17 protein-coding genes are annotated in these 16,404 nt (G+C 70.3%); 11 read left to right on the top strand and 6 right to left on the bottom strand.

Going from position 1 to position 16,404, the window contains the following annotated elements; translation table 11 throughout:
- Window positions 1-24: 24 nt before the first annotated feature.
- The 10 genes from hisC (at window position 25) to BLV01_RS15445 (ending at window position 8,663) form a co-directional block, all read left to right on the top strand.
- A complete protein-coding gene (gene hisC / locus BLV01_RS15490; RefSeq protein ID WP_091801469.1) occupies window positions 25-1,155 on the top strand; it encodes a histidinol-phosphate transaminase in 1,131 nt (376 codons plus the stop codon).
- Window positions 1,152-2,285 (top strand): bifunctional histidinol-phosphatase/imidazoleglycerol-phosphate dehydratase HisB, encoded by a 1,134-nt coding sequence (hisB, locus tag BLV01_RS15485; RefSeq protein WP_091801466.1) that lies wholly within the window; start codon window positions 1,152-1,154, stop codon window positions 2,283-2,285. Before hisC ends, hisB begins: the two co-directional genes overlap by 4 nt.
- Complete coding sequence (gene hisH, locus BLV01_RS15480) at window positions 2,285-2,893, top strand: imidazole glycerol phosphate synthase subunit HisH (protein ID WP_091801463.1); 609 nt, start codon at window positions 2,285-2,287, stop codon at window positions 2,891-2,893. Before hisB ends, hisH begins: the two co-directional genes overlap by 1 nt.
- A gap of 2 nt (window positions 2,894-2,895) precedes the next feature.
- On the top strand, window positions 2,896-3,645 hold the full coding sequence (gene hisA / locus BLV01_RS15475) for a 1-(5-phosphoribosyl)-5-[(5-phosphoribosylamino)methylideneamino]imidazole-4-carboxamide isomerase (RefSeq protein WP_091801461.1): 750 nt from the start codon (window positions 2,896-2,898) through the stop codon (window positions 3,643-3,645).
- 11 nt (window positions 3,646-3,656) lie between these two features.
- Window positions 3,657-4,430, top strand: coding sequence for an imidazole glycerol phosphate synthase subunit HisF (gene hisF, locus BLV01_RS15470; RefSeq protein WP_091801758.1), 774 nt, complete (start codon window positions 3,657-3,659; stop codon window positions 4,428-4,430).
- Complete coding sequence (gene hisIE / locus BLV01_RS15465) at window positions 4,430-5,083, top strand: bifunctional phosphoribosyl-AMP cyclohydrolase/phosphoribosyl-ATP diphosphatase HisIE (protein WP_091801458.1); 654 nt, start codon at window positions 4,430-4,432, stop codon at window positions 5,081-5,083. The genes hisF and hisIE overlap by 1 nt, the downstream gene beginning before the upstream one ends.
- 246 nt (window positions 5,084-5,329) lie before the next feature.
- Entirely contained in the window at window positions 5,330-6,970 is a 1,641-nt protein-coding gene (locus BLV01_RS15460) for a calcineurin-like phosphoesterase C-terminal domain-containing protein (protein WP_091801455.1), read from the top strand.
- A complete protein-coding gene (locus tag BLV01_RS15455) occupies window positions 6,967-7,560 on the top strand; it encodes a YdeI/OmpD-associated family protein (RefSeq protein WP_091801453.1) in 594 nt (197 codons plus the stop codon). The genes BLV01_RS15460 and BLV01_RS15455 overlap by 4 nt, the downstream gene beginning before the upstream one ends.
- A gap of 425 nt (window positions 7,561-7,985) precedes the next feature.
- The gene (locus BLV01_RS15450; protein WP_175485983.1) at window positions 7,986-8,438 is read left to right on the top strand and encodes a type II 3-dehydroquinate dehydratase; all 453 of its coding nucleotides are present in this window, start codon (window positions 7,986-7,988) and stop codon (window positions 8,436-8,438) included.
- A 12-nt stretch (window positions 8,439-8,450) separates the two neighbouring features.
- A complete protein-coding gene (locus BLV01_RS15445; RefSeq protein WP_175485981.1) occupies window positions 8,451-8,663 on the top strand; it encodes a hypothetical protein in 213 nt (70 codons plus the stop codon).
- Window positions 8,664-9,021: 358 nt separating this feature from the next.
- Here the strand turns inward: BLV01_RS15445 and mtnC are convergent, their stop codons facing one another.
- The 5 genes from mtnC to BLV01_RS15420 form a co-directional block, all read right to left on the bottom strand.
- Entirely contained in the window at window positions 9,022-9,717 is a 696-nt protein-coding gene (gene mtnC / locus BLV01_RS15440) for an acireductone synthase (RefSeq protein WP_091801446.1), read from the bottom strand.
- Window positions 9,718-9,821: 104 nt separating this feature from the next.
- Window positions 9,822-10,379: a 1,2-dihydroxy-3-keto-5-methylthiopentene dioxygenase gene (locus tag BLV01_RS15435; protein WP_091801443.1), complete on the bottom strand. Its 558-nt coding sequence runs from the start codon at window positions 10,377-10,379 to the stop codon at window positions 9,822-9,824.
- Window positions 10,376-11,014, bottom strand: a complete 639-nt coding sequence (locus BLV01_RS15430) for a methylthioribulose 1-phosphate dehydratase (RefSeq protein ID WP_091801440.1) — start codon at window positions 11,012-11,014, stop codon at window positions 10,376-10,378. Before BLV01_RS15430 ends, BLV01_RS15435 begins: the two co-directional genes overlap by 4 nt.
- Window positions 11,015-11,291: 277 nt before the next feature.
- Window positions 11,292-12,725 carry an amino acid permease gene (locus BLV01_RS15425; protein ID WP_091801439.1) on the bottom strand — a complete coding sequence of 478 codons (1,434 nt, stop codon included), beginning with the start codon at window positions 12,723-12,725 and terminating at the stop codon, window positions 11,292-11,294.
- 279 nt (window positions 12,726-13,004) lie between these two features.
- Entirely contained in the window at window positions 13,005-14,486 is a 1,482-nt protein-coding gene (locus BLV01_RS15420; protein ID WP_091801436.1) for an amino acid permease, read from the bottom strand.
- A 183-nt stretch (window positions 14,487-14,669) separates the two neighbouring features.
- Between BLV01_RS15420 and BLV01_RS15415 the strand changes: the two genes are divergently transcribed.
- On the top strand, window positions 14,670-15,275 hold the full coding sequence (locus tag BLV01_RS15415) for an NUDIX hydrolase (protein ID WP_091801433.1): 606 nt from the start codon (window positions 14,670-14,672) through the stop codon (window positions 15,273-15,275).
- 361 nt (window positions 15,276-15,636) lie between these two features.
- On the opposite strand, the gene BLV01_RS15410 is transcribed toward BLV01_RS15415, so the two are convergent.
- Window positions 15,637-16,248: a class I SAM-dependent methyltransferase gene (locus BLV01_RS15410; protein WP_091801427.1), complete on the bottom strand. Its 612-nt coding sequence runs from the start codon at window positions 16,246-16,248 to the stop codon at window positions 15,637-15,639.
- Between the last annotated feature and the right edge of the window lie 156 nt (window positions 16,249-16,404).

Below are 16,404 nucleotides of genomic sequence, written 5' to 3'. Positions count from 1 at the left end.
GTACAACGGATCATCAGCCCGACCATGTCCCCGACCCGCGACGACAATCCCCTCGACCTGCTGCGCGAAGACCTGCGCGATTTCGCCGGCTACAAGTCGGCGCGCAGCGACAAGCGCAGCGGCCGGGTCTGGCTCAACGCCAACGAAGCGGCCTGGCCGAGCGTCGCCGACGGCGACGGCGCGGTGCGCCGCTATCCCGATCCGCAGCCGCCGGCGCTGCGCGAGGCGCTGGCGCGGCTGTACGCCTGCGCGCCGGAGCAGTTGCTGGCCGGGCGCGGCAGCGACGAAGGCATCGACCTGCTGGTGCGCGCGTTCTGCCGGCCCGGCGCCGACGCCATCGTCGTCGCGCCGCCGACCTTCGGCATGTACGCGGTCAGCGCGCGCCTGCACGGCGCGCGCGTGGTCGAGGTGCCGCTGCGCGACAGCGCCGAGGGCTTCGCCTGCGATTTCGACGCGCTCGCCGAGGCCGCCGAGCGCGAGGCGGCCAAGCTGGTGTTCGTGTGCTCGCCGGGCAACCCCTCCGGCACCTTGCTGCCGCGGGCCTCGATCGACGCGCTGGCGCAGCGCCTGCGCGGCCGCGCCATCGTCGTGGTCGACGAGGCCTACATCGAATTCGCCGACGGCGAATCGGCGGTGGGCCTGCTGGCGCGGCGGCGCAACGTCGCGGTGCTGCGTACCCTGTCCAAGGCCCATGCCCTGGCCGCCGCGCGCATCGGCAGCACCATCGCCGACGCCGAGGTGATCGCCGCGCTGCAGCGTTGCCAGGCGCCGTATCCGCTGCCCACGCCGTGCGTGAACCTGGCCCTGCGCGCGCTCGGCGAAGTGCCTGGCAATACCACCAAGGCGCGCGTGGCCACCGCCATGTGCGAACGCGACACCTTGTTGCAGGCGCTGCAGGGCCTGCCCGGCGTGCGCCGGGTCTATCCCTCGCAGGCCAATTTCCTGCTGGTGCGTTTCGACGACGCCCAGGCCGCGCTCGAGGCTCTGCTCGACGCCGGCGTGGTGGTGCGCGACTTCCGCCACGCGCCGGGGCTGGGCGATGCGCTGCGCATCAGCCTGGGCACGCCGGAGCAGAACGCGGCGGTGATCGAGGTGCTCGGCCGCGCGCTGCGCGCGGCGGCGCCGGCGGCGATCGCGGCCGGAGCGGCGGCATGAGCGCGCTCAAGCCGATCGTGTTCGTCGACCGCGACGGCACCCTGATCGAGGAACCGGCCGACTTCCAGATCGACAGCTACGCCAAGCTGCGCTTCGTGCGCGGGGTGATCCCGGCGCTGCTGAAGCTGCGCGACGCCGGCTACGAATTCGTCATGGTCACCAACCAGGACGGCCTGGGCACCGAGGCGTTCCCGCGCTGGGCCTTCGACGGCCCGCACGAGCTGATGATGCAGGTGTTCGAGAGCCAGGGCATCGTGTTCCGCGAGGTGCTGATCGACACCAGCTTCGCCGCCGAGAACCTGCCCACGCGCAAGCCCGGCATCGGCCTGGCCCTGCCGTTGCTGAAGGACCGCGGCATCGACTGGGAACGCTCGGCCATGGTCGGCGACCGCGAGACCGACAACGGCTTCGCCGCCAACCTCGGCATCCGCGCGTTCCAGCTGCGCACCGCGCAGTTCGGCGGCGAGTGGGACTGGGCCGGCATCGCCCACGTCCTGGCCGACCGCCCGCGCACCGCGCAGGTGACGCGCAACACCAAGGAAACCCGGATCCAGGTCAGCGTCGACCTCGACCGCGCGGCCGAGCCCAAGGTCGCCACCGGCCTGGGCTTCTTCGACCACATGCTCGAACAGCTCGGCAAGCACGGCGGCTTCGCCCTGGAGCTGCGCTGCGAGGGCGACCTGCACATCGACGAGCACCACACCATCGAGGACAGCGCGCTGGCGCTGGGCCAGGCGCTGCGCGAAGCGCTCGGCGACAAGCGCGGCATCGGCCGCTACGGTTTCGAGCCGCGCGCGGGGCAGGGCGAGGACTCCGCCGCGCCGCCGCACGAGTTCGTGCTGCCGATGGACGAGACCCTGGCGCGCGCGGCGCTGGATTTCTCCGGCCGCCCGTACTTCGTCTTCGCCGGCCGCTTCGCCCGCGACCGGGTCGGCGATTTCCCGACCGAGCTGCTGGCGCATTTCTTCCGGTCGCTGTGCGAAACCGCCGGCCTGAATCTCAACCTGAACGTGGAAGGTGATAACGATCACCACAAGATAGAGGCTTGTTTCAAGGCCGTCGCGCGCGCGCTGCGCCAGGCCATCGCCCGTCAAGGGCGCGAACTCCCGAGTACCAAAGGAGTTCTGTGATGACGGTTGTAGCTGTCATCGATTCGGGTGGGGGGAACATCGGCTCGGTGCGTTATGCATTGGAGCGGCTGGGTGCGCGGTCGGTATTGACCGCGGACCCTGCAACGATCGCCTCAGCCGATCGCGTGATCCTGCCGGGCGTGGGCGCCGCCGCCCCCGCGATGGCGCGTCTGCGCGAACTCGATCTGGTCGCCACGATCCGCCGCTTGCAGCAGCCGCTGCTCGGGATCTGCCTGGGCATGCAGCTGTTGTACGAGTCCTCGGAGGAGGGCGAGGTCGAATGCCTCGGGCTCCTTCCGGGCCGTATCACCAAGCTGCCCCCCGGACCAGGAGTACGAGTGCCTCATATGGGATGGAATCTCCTTCAGACGCATGAATCCGACGCCAGCGCGCGTTTGCTGGCCGGCATAGGCGAGCGCGACCAGGCCTATTTCGTGCACAGCTACGCCGCCCCCGTCACCGCCGACACCCTGGCCAGCGCCAGTTACGGCCGCCGCTTCACCGCGGTGGCCGGGCGCGGACGCTGCTTCGGCGCCCAGTTCCACCCGGAGCGCTCGGCCGCGGTCGGCTCGCGCCTGCTCGCCAACTTCCTGGCGCTGGAGGCATGAACATGGGCAACAGCACCCTCTACCCCGCGATCGACGTTCGCGACGGGCGCGTCGTGCGCCTGCACCAGGGCGATTACGCCCAGGAAACCCGCTACGAGACCGAACCGCTGGCGCTGGCCACGCGCTACGCCGAAGCCGGCGCCAAGTGGCTGCACCTGATCGACCTCGACGCCGCGCGCTACGGCGGCTACACCCTGGCGCCGCTGCTGCGCGCGATCACCACCTCCAGCTGGATGCGCGTGCAGACCGGCGGCGGCGTGCGCAGCGAGGCCGACGTGGAGGCCATCCTCGACGCCGGCGCCGACCGGGTCGTGGTCGGTTCGCTCGCGGTCAAGGACCCGGACCTGGTGATCGCCTGGCTCAAGCGCTTCGGCGCCGAGCGCATCACCATCGCGCTGGACGTGCGCCAGAACGAGCGCGGCGAATGGGAACTGCCGGTGGCCGGCTGGACCCAGGACAGCGGCGTGCGTCTGGAGCCGCTGCTGGAGCGCTACGCCCAGGCCGGGCTGCGCCACCTGCTGTGCACCGACGTCTCCCGCGACGGCACCATGGCCGGGCCGAACCTGGACCTGTACAAGCACATCCGCGAGATCGCGCCGGACGTGCAGTTGCAGGCCTCCGGCGGCATCCGCGACATCGCCGACATCGTCGCCGCCGACAGCATCGGCTGCTCCGGCGCGGTGCTGGGCAAGGCGCTGATCGAAGGCCGCTTCCAACTCACCGACGCCTTGAAGCAGGTACGCCGTTGCTGAACTCCACGCCCCTGAGCCGCCGTATCGTGCCCTGCCTCGACGTCCGCGACGGACGCGTGGTCAAGGGCGTGCGCTTTCGCGACCACGTCGACATGGGCGACATCGTCGAGCTGGCGCTGCGCTACCGCGACGAAGGGGCCGACGAGCTGGTGTTCTACGACATCGCCGCCAGCCCGCAGGGGCGCAGCGTGGATCGCGGCTGGGTCGAGCGGGTCTCGCGCGCGATCGACATCCCGTTCTGCGTGGCCGGCGGCATCCGCTCGGTCGCCGACGCGCGCGGCGTGCTCAACGCCGGCGCGGACAAGATCTCGATCAATACCCCGGCGCTGGAGCGGCCGCAGCTGATCGCCGAGATCGCCGCCGAATTCGGCGTGCAGTGCGTGGTGGTCGGCATCGACAGCCTGCGCGATCCCGACGGCCAGTGGCGGGTGCGCCAGTACACCGGCGACCCTTCGCGCACCCAGGCGTTGCCCAAGCGCACGCTGGACTGGGTGGTCGAGGCGCAGCGCCTGGGCGCGGGCGAGATCGTGCTCAACTGCATGGGCAGCGACGGCGTGCGCAGCGGCTACGACATCGAGCAGCTGCGCGCGGTGCGGGCGATCTGCGAGGTGCCGCTGGTGGCCTCCGGCGGCGCCGGCGCGATCGAGCACTTCGGCGAGGTGTTCCTGCAGGCCGACGTCGATGCGGCGCTGGCGGCGAGCGTGTTCCACTCCGGCAGCATCCGCATTCCCGAGCTCAAGCGCGCGCTGAGCGGGCAGGGCGTGCCGGTGCGCGAGCTGCATTGATGGACGCGACGCTGAGCCGGCAACAGATCGACGCGCTGGACTGGGACAAGCAGGACGGCCTGCTCCCGGCCGTGGTCCAGGACGCGGCCAACCTGCGCGTGCTGATGCTCGGCTACATGGACCGCGCCGCGCTGGACGCGACCCTGGCCAGCGGCCACGTCACCTTCTTCAGCCGCAGCAAGCTGCGGCTGTGGACCAAGGGCGAAAGCTCGGGCCACTTCCTCGATCTGGTCTCGATCGAGACCGACTGCGACCGCGACACCTTGCTGGTGCGCGCGGTGCCGCACGGGCCGACCTGCCACCTCGGCCGCGACAGCTGTTTCCCCAGCGCGCCGGGCGACGGCCTGGCGTTCCTGGCCGAACTCGACGCGCTGGTCGAAACCCGCGAGCGCGAACGCCCGGCCGGCAGCTACACCACCGGCCTGTTCGAGCGCGGCGTGCGCGTGATCGCGCAGAAGGTCGGCGAGGAAGGCGTGGAGACCGCGCTGGCGGCGGTGGCCCAGGACGAGGCCGCGCTGGCCGGCGAAGCCGCCGACCTGCTGTTCCACCTGCAGGTGCTGCTGCGCGCGCGCGGCCTGTCGCTGGCCGATGCGGTGGCGGTGCTGCAACAGCGCCACGGCAAGCCGCATCGCGGGTTCGCGCCGGCCGAGTAGGGCGCGCGAGTGCGGGTTGCGTCGTAGTCGGCGCGGCGCGGTCGCGGCTTGCGCCGCTCCTACATGGGCGCCCTGTAGGAGCGGCGCAAGCCGCGACCGCGCCACTACCGTAACGACGAAACCACGCTACCCCGCGCCGCCCTCACGCCCGATCGCGGACAGCCACCGACCCGATTGCGCCAGCCGCGCCCCCGCAGCCCGTCCACGCCCGCCGCATAATGCCGGCTTCGTTCCGGAGACCGTTCCATGCGCCTGCGCGTCTGCATCCTCGCCCTGTCCCTGTCCGTCGCGATGCCGGCGGCGCTGGCCCAGCCGCTGCCCTGCGACGGCGGCACGGTGTTCGAGGACCGCAACGGCAACGGCCGCCGCGACCCGGGCGAGCCCGGCCTGGCCGGCCAGCGCGTCTCCGACGGCCGCAGCATCGTGCTGACCGACGCGCAGGGCCGCTACGTCCTGCCGCTGCGCGAGCGCAGCAGCCAGTTCCTGATCAAGCCGGCCGGCTATCGCCTGGCCGCGCGCGCCGACAGCGGCCTGCCGGACTACTGGCTCAACGTGACGCTGGGCGAATCGCCCGCGCTGAAGTACGGCGGCATGCCGCGGGCCGCGCCGGCCTGCCGCGACTACGCGTTGATCCCCGAGCGGCGCAGCGGCCGCGGCGGCGAGCTCGACGTGCTGGTGTTCGCCGATCCGCAGACCAAGAGCGCGGTCGATGTCGGCTATTACCGCCGCGCCATCGTCGAGCCGCTGCTGGCGCAGCGCAAGGGCAAGGCGCCGCTGGCCGACCTCGGCCTGAGCCTGGGCGACATCACCCACGACGACCTGTCGCTGTACCCGCAGATCAACGCCGTCACCGCGCGCCTGGGCGTGCCGTGGCTGCACGCGCCCGGCAACCACGACCTCGACTTCGACGCCAAGAACGACGACGACTCGCTGCTGAGCTACCGCCACGTCTACGGCCCCGACACCTACGCCTGGGAAGAGCCGCAGACGAACTTCATCGTGCTCGACGACGTGGTCTACCGGCCCGGTTCCACGCCCGAGTACATCGGCGGCCTGCGCGCGGACCAGTTCGAATTCCTGGAAGCCTACCTGGCCGGCGCCGACAAGCGCCGGCTGCTGGTGCTGGCGATGCACATCCCGCTGTTCGACGCCGCGCCGGGCCGCGAAACCTTCCGCCACGCCGACCGCGAGCGCCTGTTCGGCCTGCTGCGCGAGTTCCCGCACGTGCTGGTGCTCAGCGGCCACAGCCATGCCCAGCGCCACGTCTATCACACCGGCGACAGCGGCTGGCGCGGCGCGGCGCCGCTGCACGAATACAACGTCGGCGCGGCCTGCGGCGGGTTCTGGGCCGGGATCGCGGACGCGCAGGGCCTGCCCGACGCGACCATGAGCGACGGCACGCCCAACGGCTACGCGCGCCTGCGCGTGCGCGCCGATGCCGGCTACGCCTTGAGCTGGCATCCGGCGCCGTCGGCGGGGCGCGCGCTCGACGCGGCCGCGGTCGCCAACGACTACCTGCGGCTGTATGCGCCCAAGGCGCTGCGCCAGGGCTCGTATCCGATCCGCGGCGTCTACGCCAACGTGTTCATGGGCGGCAACGACAGCCGCGTGGAGTACCGCATCGACGGCGGCGCGTGGAAGCCGATGCGCCGGGTGGAGCAGCCCGACCCGGCGCTGCTGGCCGAAAACGCGCGCGACGACGCGGCCGCGCAGCTGCGCGCCTACGACCGCACCGCCATCGCTACGCCGAGCCCGCACCTGTGGAACGCGCCGTTGCCGACCGACCTGTCCGCCGGCGAGCATGCGGTCGAAGTGCGCACGTTCGATCCCTGGCAGGGCGAGCAACGCCTGAGCACCGCGTATCGCCTGATCGAGGCCGCGCCATGAGCGTCAAGCCGACCGGCCCGGCCGACGACCTGCCGGTGATCGCGTTCGACGACGCGGCCGCGTTCGAGCGCTGGCTGGAGACGCCGCCGGCCAAGACCGGGCTATGGTTGAAGATCGCCAAGAAGGGCAAGGGCGTGGTCACTCTCGACTACGCGCAGGCGCTGGACGTGGCGCTGTGCCACGGTTGGATCGACGGACAGAAGCGCAGCCTGGACGAAACCTATTTCCTGCAGCGCTTCGTGCCGCGGCGGCCGCGCAGCCTGTGGTCGCAGATCAACATCGGCAAGTGCGAGGCGCTGATCGCGGGCGGGCGCATGCGTCCCGGCGGGCAGCGCGAGATCGACGCGGCCCGCGCCGACGGGCGCTGGGCCGCGGCGTACGCCTCGTCGAGCAAGATCGAAGTGCCGGCGGACCTGGCCGCGGCGTTGGCGACGTCGCCGAAGGCGCGCGCGTTCTTCGACGGCCTGGATGCGGGCAACCGCTACGCGGTGCTGTGGCGGGTGCATACCGCGAAGAAGCCCGAAACGCGCGCGGCGCGGATCGCCAAGCTGGTGGAGATGCTGGCGCGCGGCGAGAAGATCCACGGCTGAAAGCGGTGTACGCCGGCACGCCCGGTCTTCCGATTGCGTCGCGGCATATTCCCGACCTTCCGATTGCGTCGCCGATGCGCCCGCGCTCCCGGTTCGCCGTTGCGGCGAACGCCGCAATCCCTTTTGCCGCTGCCTTTGCTCGATTCGCGCAGACGGCGCGATGGTTCGAGAACAGCGCAGCGCGACGGCGCGACGGATTCCGGCTTTCGCCGCAACGACGGCGGCGAACGTCGTAGTCGAGTTGCCGGAGGCGGCGTGCATCGGTATCGGCGGCGCTGGCCGCCGCCGCCCCATACGCCAGCCCCGCGACAAGAATTGACGCACGCTTTACGCCCGCGCTCGCCGCGCCGCATAGCGCCTTTACGCCCCGCGTTCCTACAGTGATGGCCACGGCGCACCGTCCCGCGTGCGCAGCGAGTCCGAACGTGTCGATCCTGATCCTGCGCGGCCCCCACACCGATGCCGCCGTCGATTCGATGGTCCCGCCGCTGGCCGGCGAAGTGCGCGCGGCGCTGGTCGAGCGCGCCGCCGGCGCCGGCAAGGCGCTGGCGCTGCGCAGCTGCCGCAGCGAGCGCGAACTGGTCGACTGCCTGCGCAACATGCGCGCGGCCAACGCCGAGCTGCTGCTGCTCGACCCGGGCGCCTGCCTGCCGGCCAGCGCGGAACTGCGCGGCGCGCTGGAACAGCTGACGGTGCCGTACATCGAAGTCCACGACGACGACACCAACGCGCTGGAGCCGAGCCTGGCGCCCGGTTGCGGCCGTCGCCTGCGCCTGGTCCACGGCTATTCGGCGCAGAGCTACACCCTGGCGCTGTCGATCGCGCTGGAGCACCTGGGCTGCGCCGAAAGCGGCAACGACATCCACGTCGGCACCTGAGCCGGCGCGGCCATGGACACGCATTACTGCTATTTCGCCGACTACGAGATCCTGGTCGGCGGGCGTTTCATCGTCTGGGGCCAGACGACGCTGGACTATGCGCCGAGCGAGCCCGACGGCTTCGATCCGGCCGAACTGCTCGACCGCATCCGTCGCCAGGCCGCGCACGAGCACGGCGTGGAGCGCGACGAAGTGCGCATCCGCAACCTGAGCCGCCTGCTGTAGACCCGCATGACCGGAATGTAGGAGCGGCGCGAGCCGCGACCGCGCCACCGCATCGGCGACGAAATCGACGGCGCCCCGCGGATTGATCGGCGAATGCGGCTTGCCGGCCTCGCACGCGATGGCGCTTGCGGCGCAGTTGGATTTTCGCGGTCGCGGCTCGCGCCGCTTCTGCATGGGCTACCTGTAGGAGCGGCGCGAGCCGCGACCGCGCCACTGCATCGGCGACGAAATCGACGATGCCCCGCGCATGGATCGACGAAAGCGGCGTGCCGGCCTCGCGCGATGGCGCTTGCGGCGCAGTTGGATTTTCGCGGTCGCGGCTCGCGCCGCTCCTACAGGCGGCCCGCGCGGCGGCGCGTCAGACGTCGATCTGGTCGAACGAGGTCGCGCGCGGGTGGCCGTGGGTGGCTTCGCCTTCGCGCGGTTGCGGGTAGTCCTGCAGCCGGTCCAGCAGCACCGTGCCCAGGCCGGCGTCGCGCGCGGCGTCGAGTTCTTCGACCACGTCGGACAGGAACACGATCTCATCGCCCGGCAGGCCGATGCTCTCGCGGATGCGCTCGTAGCTGGCCGCCTCGCGCTTGCCGCCGACTTCGGTGTCGAAGAAGCCGGAGAACAGCTCGGTCAGGTCGCCGGCGTCGCTGTGGCCGAACAGCAGGCGCTGCGCGGGCACGCTGCCGGAGGAGTAGACGTACAGGCGCAGGCCGGCGTCCTTCCACTGGCGCAGCGCCGGCGCGGCGTCGGGGTACATGTGCGAGGTGAAGTCCGCGCTCTTGTAGCCGTCGGCCCAGATCATGCCCTGCAGGGCCTTGAGCGCGGTGTGCTTGCGGTCCTCGTCGATCCAGCCCTGCAGCACTTCGACGATGACCGAGTCCTGGCACACGCCGCCGTGCTCCATCGCCACCGTGTCCAGCCACTTGCGCACGTTCGGCTCGCGTCCGCGCGCGGCGACGAAGCCCGGCAGGGCGCGGCGCGCGTACGGGAACAGCACGTCCTTGACGAACGAGATGCTGCTGGTGGTGCCTTCGATGTCGGTGAGGATGGCGCGGATGGGCATAAGGCTGGGAGATGGCGGATAGGAGTTGGGAGATAGCGAAAAGCGAAGAACTCAGGCCGCGGCGGACGGCTCGGGAGACGGCTGTCGCCATCTCCCGGCGCCTGTCACCCCGCCTGGCCGCGCTCGAAGCGCGGGAACTGCTGGGCGATGTCAGTACCGGTGAAGTAGCCGACCCAGCCGTCGGGCTCGGTGAAGAAGCGGATCGCGACGAAGCTGGGTTCCGGGCCCATGTCGAACCAGTGCAGGGTGCTGTCGGGCACCGAGATCAGGTCGCCTTGTTCGCACTTGATCTCGTACACGTTGGGTTCGACGTGCAGGGTGAACAGGCCCGAGCCGGCGACGAAGAAACGCACCTCGTCTTCCTTGTGGTAGTGCTCGTCGAGGAACTTGCCGCGCATGGTCTCGCGCTGCGGGTTGTCCGGGGCGATGCTGACCACGTCGACGGTCTTGAACCCGCGCTCGACGCTGATGCGGTCGATGTCGGCGCGATAGGCGTCCATGATCGCCTCGGGCGTATCGCCCGGCGTGACCGGCTTGGACGCCTGCCATTGTTCGAAGCCGACGCCGATCTTGGCCAGCTCGCGCGCGATCTCGCCCTGGTCGCTGGTGCTCAGCGTCGGCGCCTCGGGCTGGTCTTGGGGAAAAATACGCAAACGGCTCATCGGCGCAGCCTCCGCAGTTCGAGTTCGCAGCCCAGCAGGAATTCGAACGCCTCCAGGTGGCGTCGGGCCTCGCCCATGTCGCGGCCCCAGGCGTACAGGCCGTGGCCGTCGATCAGGTAGCCCCACAGGGTCTGCCGGTCCAGAGTGGCGTCGACCTGGGCGGCCAGGGTCGGCATGTCCTGGGTGTTCGGATACACCGGCAGGTCCAGCTCGGTGTCGTGGGTGGTGGTGCCGGCGAAGGCCTTGAGCAGCTCGTAGCCTTCCAGGTGCACGTGGCCCTGGCCGGCGTACAGGCGCGAGGCCACGGTCTGGGTCTGCGAATGGGTGTGCAGGACGCAGCCGATCTCGGGGTAGCGCTTGTACAGCTGGGTGTGCAGCAGGGTCTCGGCGGACGGGCGGTGGCTGGTCGCGACCGGGGCGCCGTCGAGGTCGACGACCATGATGTCGTCTTCGGTCAGCCGGCCCTTGTCGCGGCCGGAGACGGTGATGGCTACGTGCCCGGCGTCGATGCGGCGCGAGAAGTTGCTGCTGGTGGCCGGGGTCCAGCCGCGCTGGGCCAGCTCGCGCACGTTGACGATGATCTCGCCGGCGCAATGCGCCAGGCGCTGCGGATCGTAGGGCAGGGGGCTGTTCATGCCCGCCAGTTTAGCGCCGGGATGTGGCGGTTGCCTCGTTTTTGGCATAACGCAGCGTTATGGCGGCAGAGCGGGTGGGGCGTCGGTTGCGGCGGGCCGCTCTTGTGGGAGGGCCTTCAGGCCCGACGCTTGCCGGTCGGATCGCTGTGGTCTGAGACAAAAGCGTCGGGCCTGAAGGCGCTCCCACAAGCGCCCCCAAAAGCGAAAGGCCGGCCCCGGAACCCCGGGGCCGGCCTTCGCCGATTTTCTCGCAGCCGGGCGGCTACCCGCCGCGCGCTCAGCCGCGCGCCTGGCGCAACTTGCTGTACTTGTAGCCGTAGGCGAAATAGATCGCAAAACCTATCCCGGTCCACACCGCCATCAGCATCCAGTTGTGCGCGCTCATCGTCGACAGCAGCACCAGGCAGCTGAGGATGCCGCTGATGCAGATCGGCCAGGCGAACGGGATCCGGAACGGCCGCGGCAGGTCGGGCTGGGTGCGACGCAGGATCAGCACGCCCAGGCAGACCGAGGCGAACGCGATCAGGGTGCCCATCGAGGTCATGTCGCCGAGGATGTCGAGCGGGAACAGCGCCGCCAGCAGGGCGATGCCGATGCCGGTGATCACGGTGTTGATGTGCGGGGTGCGGTATTTGGGATGGATCTTGGTGAACACCGGTGGCAGCAGGCCGTCGCGGGCCATGATCATGAAGATGCGCGGCTGGCCGATGATCATCACCAGCACCACCGACGACAGCCCGACCAGCGCGCCGACCTCGACCACGATGCGCAGCCAGTTCAGCGCCGGGTGCGCGGCGATCGCGGTCACCACCGGCTCGTCGGTGCCCAGGGTGGTGTACGGCGCAAGCCCAGTCATCACCGCGGCCATGGCGATGTACAGCACGGTGCAGATCGCCAGCGAGGCCATCATGCCGATCGGCATGTCCTTCTGCGGCTTGTGCGATTCCTGCGCCGCCACCGACACCGCCTCGAAGCCGATGTAGGCGAAGAACACCATCGAGGCGCCGCGCAGCACGCCTTCCCAGCCGTACTTGCCGTTGCCCTGCGATTCGGGGATGAACGGCTGCCACAGGTCGGGGTTCACGTACTTCCAGCCGACTGCGATCACCAGCACGATCAGGCCCGACTTCAGCACCACCATCGCCATGTTCATCGCCGAGGACTTGCGGATGCCGACGTAGCACAGCCAGGTCAGCAGCAGCACGATCGCCGCCGCCGGCAGGTTGGCGATGGCGCCGGTCGGGCGCAGCTTGGCGTCCAGCGGCGCCTGCACCAGCGCCGCGGGCAGGGTGATGTCGAAGTGTTGCAACAGACTGAGGAAATAGCCGGTCCAGCTGACCGCCACCGCCGAGGCGGAGACGCCGTACTCCAGGATCAGCATCCAGCCGATGAACCACGCCGCCAGTTCGCCCAGGGTGGCGTAGGTGTAGGTGTAGGCGCTGCCGGAGACCGGCACCATCGCCGCGAACTCGGCGTAGGCCAGGGCGCAGAAGGTGCAGCAGATCGCGGCGAGGACGAAGGACAGCATGATCGCCGGCCCCGCGTGCTCGGCCGCGGCCTTGCCGGTGATCACGAAGATGCCGCCGCCGATCACCGCGCCGATGCCCAGCGCGGTCAGGCCCCAGGGGCCGAGGGTGCGGTGCAGGCTCAGGCCTTCGGCCTCGGTGTGGGCGGCGTGCGGGTGTTTGGTCGCCCGGAGTTGTTCCAGCATGTGTGGTTCGTCCTGGTGTTGCGTGTATCCGCGCGCTGCGATCCTTCGGCCGTCGTTCCCGCGAACGCGGGAATCCAAGGCTCCACCGAGGCAATACGCTGAAGTCTGTGGATGTTCGGCTCCGCCGAAGTGGAGCAAAACAACCCCGCGTTCGCGGGAATGACGGCTTCAAGCGACGCTTATCCGAGGATGGAGCCGGACGCGATGGAAACGTGCCGCTGTAAAAGGAAAAAGGCCGGCGGGATGTCCCGCCGGCCTCGAATCATGGATGCGCCGGGTTCAGGCCTTGCCGCCCGCCGCCTTGCGCAGCTTGCTGTTGTGGTAGCCGTAGCCGAAGTAGATCAGCATGCCGATCGCGGTCCAGCCGGTCATCAGGTGCCAATGCTCGGAGAACGGCTTCCAGAACAGGTACAGACAGGCCGCCGCGCCGAGCGGGCAGACCACGACCGCCAGCGGCACGCGGAACGGACGCGGCAGGTCGGGGCGGGTGTTGCGCAGGATCAGCACGCCGACGCAGACCGTGGCGAACGCCAGCAGGGTGCCCATCGACACCAACTCGCCGAGCAGGCCGATCGGCAGCAGGCCGGCCAGGATGCAGGCGAACACGCCGACGATGATCGTGCCGACGTACGGGGTCTGGAACTTCGGATGGACCTTGGCGAAGAACTGCGGCAGCAGCCCGTCCTTGGCCATCGAATAGAAGATGCGCGGCTGGCCCATCAGCATGACCAGGATCACCGAGCTGAGGCCGGCGATCGCGCCGACTTCGACCAGCAGCTTCAGCCAGCCCAGCGCCGGGTAGGCTTCCAGCGCGGTCGCGACCGGCTTGGGCGTGCTCAGCATGTGGTACGGCACCAGCCCGGTCAGCACGCCGGAGACGATGATGTAGATGACGGTGCAGATCACCAGCGAGCCGAGGATGCCGATCGGCATGTCGCGCTGCGGGTTCTTGGCTTCGCCGGCGGCGGTGGAGACCGCGTCGAAGCCGATGTAGGCGAAGAACACCACCGAGGCGCCGCGGATCACGCCGTCGATGCCGTACTTGCCGGGGCCCTGGCTTTCCGGAATGAACGGCACCCAGTTGTCCGGGTTGACGTACTTGGCGGCGAAGGCGACGAACAAGGTGATCACCACGACCTTGATCGCGACGATGATCGTGTTGATGAAGGCCGACTGGGTGATGCCGACGTAGCACAGGCCGCTGAGCGCGGCGACGATCGCCACCGCCGGCAGATTGACCAGGCCGCCGGTGTAGACGAACGCGCCGTCGACCATGTTGAGCGGCGCGGTCGACAGCGAGGCCGGCAGGCCCATGCCGAAGCTGGTCAGCAGGCTGTTGAGGTAACCCGACCAGCCGACCGCGACGGTCGACGCGGCGAACAGGTACTCCAGCACGAGGTTCCAGCCGATGAACCAGGCGACGAACTCGCCGAGCGTGGCATAGGAATAGGAGTAGGCGCTGCCCGACACCGGCAGCATCGCCGAGAACTCGGCGTAGCACAGGCCGGCCAGGGCGCAGGCGAAGCCGGCGACGACGAAGCTCAGCACGATCGCCGGGCCGGCGTGTTCGGCGGCGGCGTGGCCGGAGAGGACGAAGATGCCGGCGCCGATGACCGCGCCGATGCCCAGCATCACCAATTGGGTCGCGGTCAAAGACCGTTTCAGCGTCGCCTCGCCTTGGAGGCTGCCCTCTACGGGCTCACCGGCGTCCACATGACCGGCGGGTGCCACCGGTTTGGTGATGAACAGGCCTCTCGACATCGAACTCCCCTCTCTCTCGTAAGAAGTGATCTGTGCCCGTCGTTCTGGCGACGACGTGACCGGCCCCGGTACGGGGCGGCGGGCCACCTTAACTCAGGGTGTAAATAAGCGGCAAGCGCACACGGTCATGGTCCGGGCGGCGATAATCGCGGCTCCCCATTCCTGAATCGCCAGCCCGTCTCCATGCAAGCGCAACGCCCCGACGCCATCGCCGAACTTCGTTCCAAACTCAGCGACTATGCCCGGCGCTGGCCGGAAGAAGCCGGACATACGGCGCCGTTCCTGGAATTGCTGGCCGAGGCCGGCGAGCCGCGTGGTGCGGCGCAGCACGACGCTGCCGTATGGCCGGACCCGTTCCGGCGCGAGCGCCTGGCCGGCCACTTCACCGGCAGCGCCTGGCTGGTCGACCGCGCCGGCGCGCGCGTATTGCTGACCCACCACCGCAAGCTCGGCCGTTGGCTGCAACTCGGCGGCCACGCCGACGGCGACCGCGACCTGGCCGCGGTGGCGCTGAAGGAAGCCGAAGAAGAATCCGGCATCGCCGGCCTGAGCGTGGAGCCGGATCTGTTCGACCTCGACCGCCACTGGATTCCCGAGCGCGGCGAAGTGCCCGGCCATTGGCACTACGACCTGCGCTACGTGGTGCGCGTGTGCGACAGCGAAGACTTCGTGGTCGGCGAGGAGTCGCTGGCGTTGGCCTGGCGCGAGATCGGCGCGGTGCTGGCCGATCCGGACAGCGACGACTCGATGCGGCGGCTGGCGCGCAAGTGGCTGGCGCGCGGCGGCTGAGCGGCGGCTAGCGCAAGGGCTGCCTGGGCTGCGGCGTCCGCGTGCGGGTGCGGGCGGACGATGCCGTCGCGCGCGACGCATCCAGCGGCTATGTGGCGTGGGCCGTCGCGCGGACGGTTCCATCGGAATCGGCGCTGGCGCCGCAGGCGATACAGCGCGGTCGCGGCTCGCGCCGCTCCTACAGCTAGCCGCCGCCGCAGCGCACGCCCCTGGCGGGAGCGGCGCAAGCCGCGACCGCGAGACCGCACATCCGACGAATCCAACGAATCCGGTTACAGCAGGTCGCCGCTGTCGCAAGGCATGCTCCCTGTAGCAGGGCGCAAGCCGCGACCGCGTCACCGCACATCCGACGCATCCGCGCCTAGCCGCGCCGACGCGCCAGCACGCTGCGCCAGGGCCGCCGCTCGCTGTCGATGAAGCTCTCGAATTCCACCGCGAACCCCGCGCGCGCCAGGCGCTGGTCCATCGCCGCCGCCGGCCAGCGCACCACCCGGTAGTCGCCGCCGTCGCCTTCCCATTCCTCGCCTTCGCCGAGCATGTGCGACACCAGCAAGGCGCCGTTCGCGGCCAGCGCGCGCGCCAGCTTGTGCAGGACCGCATCCACCTGATCGCGTTCGAAGTGCTGCAGCACGTACAGCATCGCGATGCCGTCGTAGACGCCTTCGATCTCATCGCGCAGCACGTCCAGGCGCGAGGCGGCTTTGCCGCGCTCGATCTGCAAGTCGACGAACGCCGCGGTGACATCGGTGCGCTGCACCCGCAGCCCCAGCGTCTCCAGGAAATCGGCGTCCCAGCCCGGCCCGGAGCCGATCTCCAGCACGCGGCCGGACGGCCCGGCCGCGGCGGCCAGCCGCCGCAGGTCCTCGGCCGCGTGGCCCGACGGCGTCGCCGGCACCGCGGCGGCGTAGCCGCGCGCATAGCCTTCGTAGGCGGCGACGGTGCGGCGGTTGTTGCGATGGTCGGTATCGCTCATCGGCGGGCTCCGGCTTCGGCTCGGCGACACCGTAGCAAAGCGGTGCCGCCGGGTCGCAACCGCTCGTCCGCAGCCGCGCGTCCACCGCTTGCTGTATGCGCTCTCGGTGCACGCGCCGCGTCGGCGCGCGCACCGCCGACAGGCATCGCGCGCGCA

The sequence above is a fragment of the Lysobacter sp. yr284 genome (assembly GCF_900107375.1).
GTDB lineage: Bacteria > Pseudomonadota > Gammaproteobacteria > Xanthomonadales > Xanthomonadaceae > Lysobacter.
This window is presented reverse-complemented; position numbering and strand designations above follow the sequence as displayed.

Excerpts from the sequence above, each read along its gene's own strand:
- hisC (WP_091801469.1), top strand. The coding sequence starts at position 25 with ATGTCCCCGACCCGCGACGACAATCCCCTCGACCTGCTGCGCGAAGAC.
- hisB (WP_091801466.1), top strand. The coding sequence starts at position 1,152 with ATGAGCGCGCTCAAGCCGATCGTGTTCGTCGACCGCGACGGCACCCTG.
- hisH (WP_091801463.1), top strand. The coding sequence starts at position 2,285 with ATGACGGTTGTAGCTGTCATCGATTCGGGTGGGGGGAACATCGGCTCG.
- hisA (WP_091801461.1), top strand. The coding sequence starts at position 2,896 with ATGGGCAACAGCACCCTCTACCCCGCGATCGACGTTCGCGACGGGCGC.
- hisIE (WP_091801458.1), top strand. The coding sequence starts at position 4,430 with ATGGACGCGACGCTGAGCCGGCAACAGATCGACGCGCTGGACTGGGAC.
- BLV01_RS15460 (WP_091801455.1), top strand. The coding sequence starts at position 5,330 with ATGCGCCTGCGCGTCTGCATCCTCGCCCTGTCCCTGTCCGTCGCGATG.
- BLV01_RS15455 (WP_091801453.1), top strand. The coding sequence starts at position 6,967 with ATGAGCGTCAAGCCGACCGGCCCGGCCGACGACCTGCCGGTGATCGCG.
- BLV01_RS15445 (WP_175485981.1), top strand. The coding sequence starts at position 8,451 with ATGGACACGCATTACTGCTATTTCGCCGACTACGAGATCCTGGTCGGC.
- mtnC (WP_091801446.1), bottom strand. The coding sequence starts at position 9,717 with ATGCCCATCCGCGCCATCCTCACCGACATCGAAGGCACCACCAGCAGC.
- BLV01_RS15435 (WP_091801443.1), bottom strand. The coding sequence starts at position 10,379 with ATGAGCCGTTTGCGTATTTTTCCCCAAGACCAGCCCGAGGCGCCGACG.
- BLV01_RS15430 (WP_091801440.1), bottom strand. The coding sequence starts at position 11,014 with ATGAACAGCCCCCTGCCCTACGATCCGCAGCGCCTGGCGCATTGCGCC.
- BLV01_RS15425 (WP_091801439.1), bottom strand. The coding sequence starts at position 12,725 with ATGCTGGAACAACTCCGGGCGACCAAACACCCGCACGCCGCCCACACC.
- BLV01_RS15420 (WP_091801436.1), bottom strand. The coding sequence starts at position 14,486 with ATGTCGAGAGGCCTGTTCATCACCAAACCGGTGGCACCCGCCGGTCAT.
- BLV01_RS15415 (WP_091801433.1), top strand. The coding sequence starts at position 14,670 with ATGCAAGCGCAACGCCCCGACGCCATCGCCGAACTTCGTTCCAAACTC.
- BLV01_RS15410 (WP_091801427.1), bottom strand. The coding sequence starts at position 16,248 with ATGAGCGATACCGACCATCGCAACAACCGCCGCACCGTCGCCGCCTAC.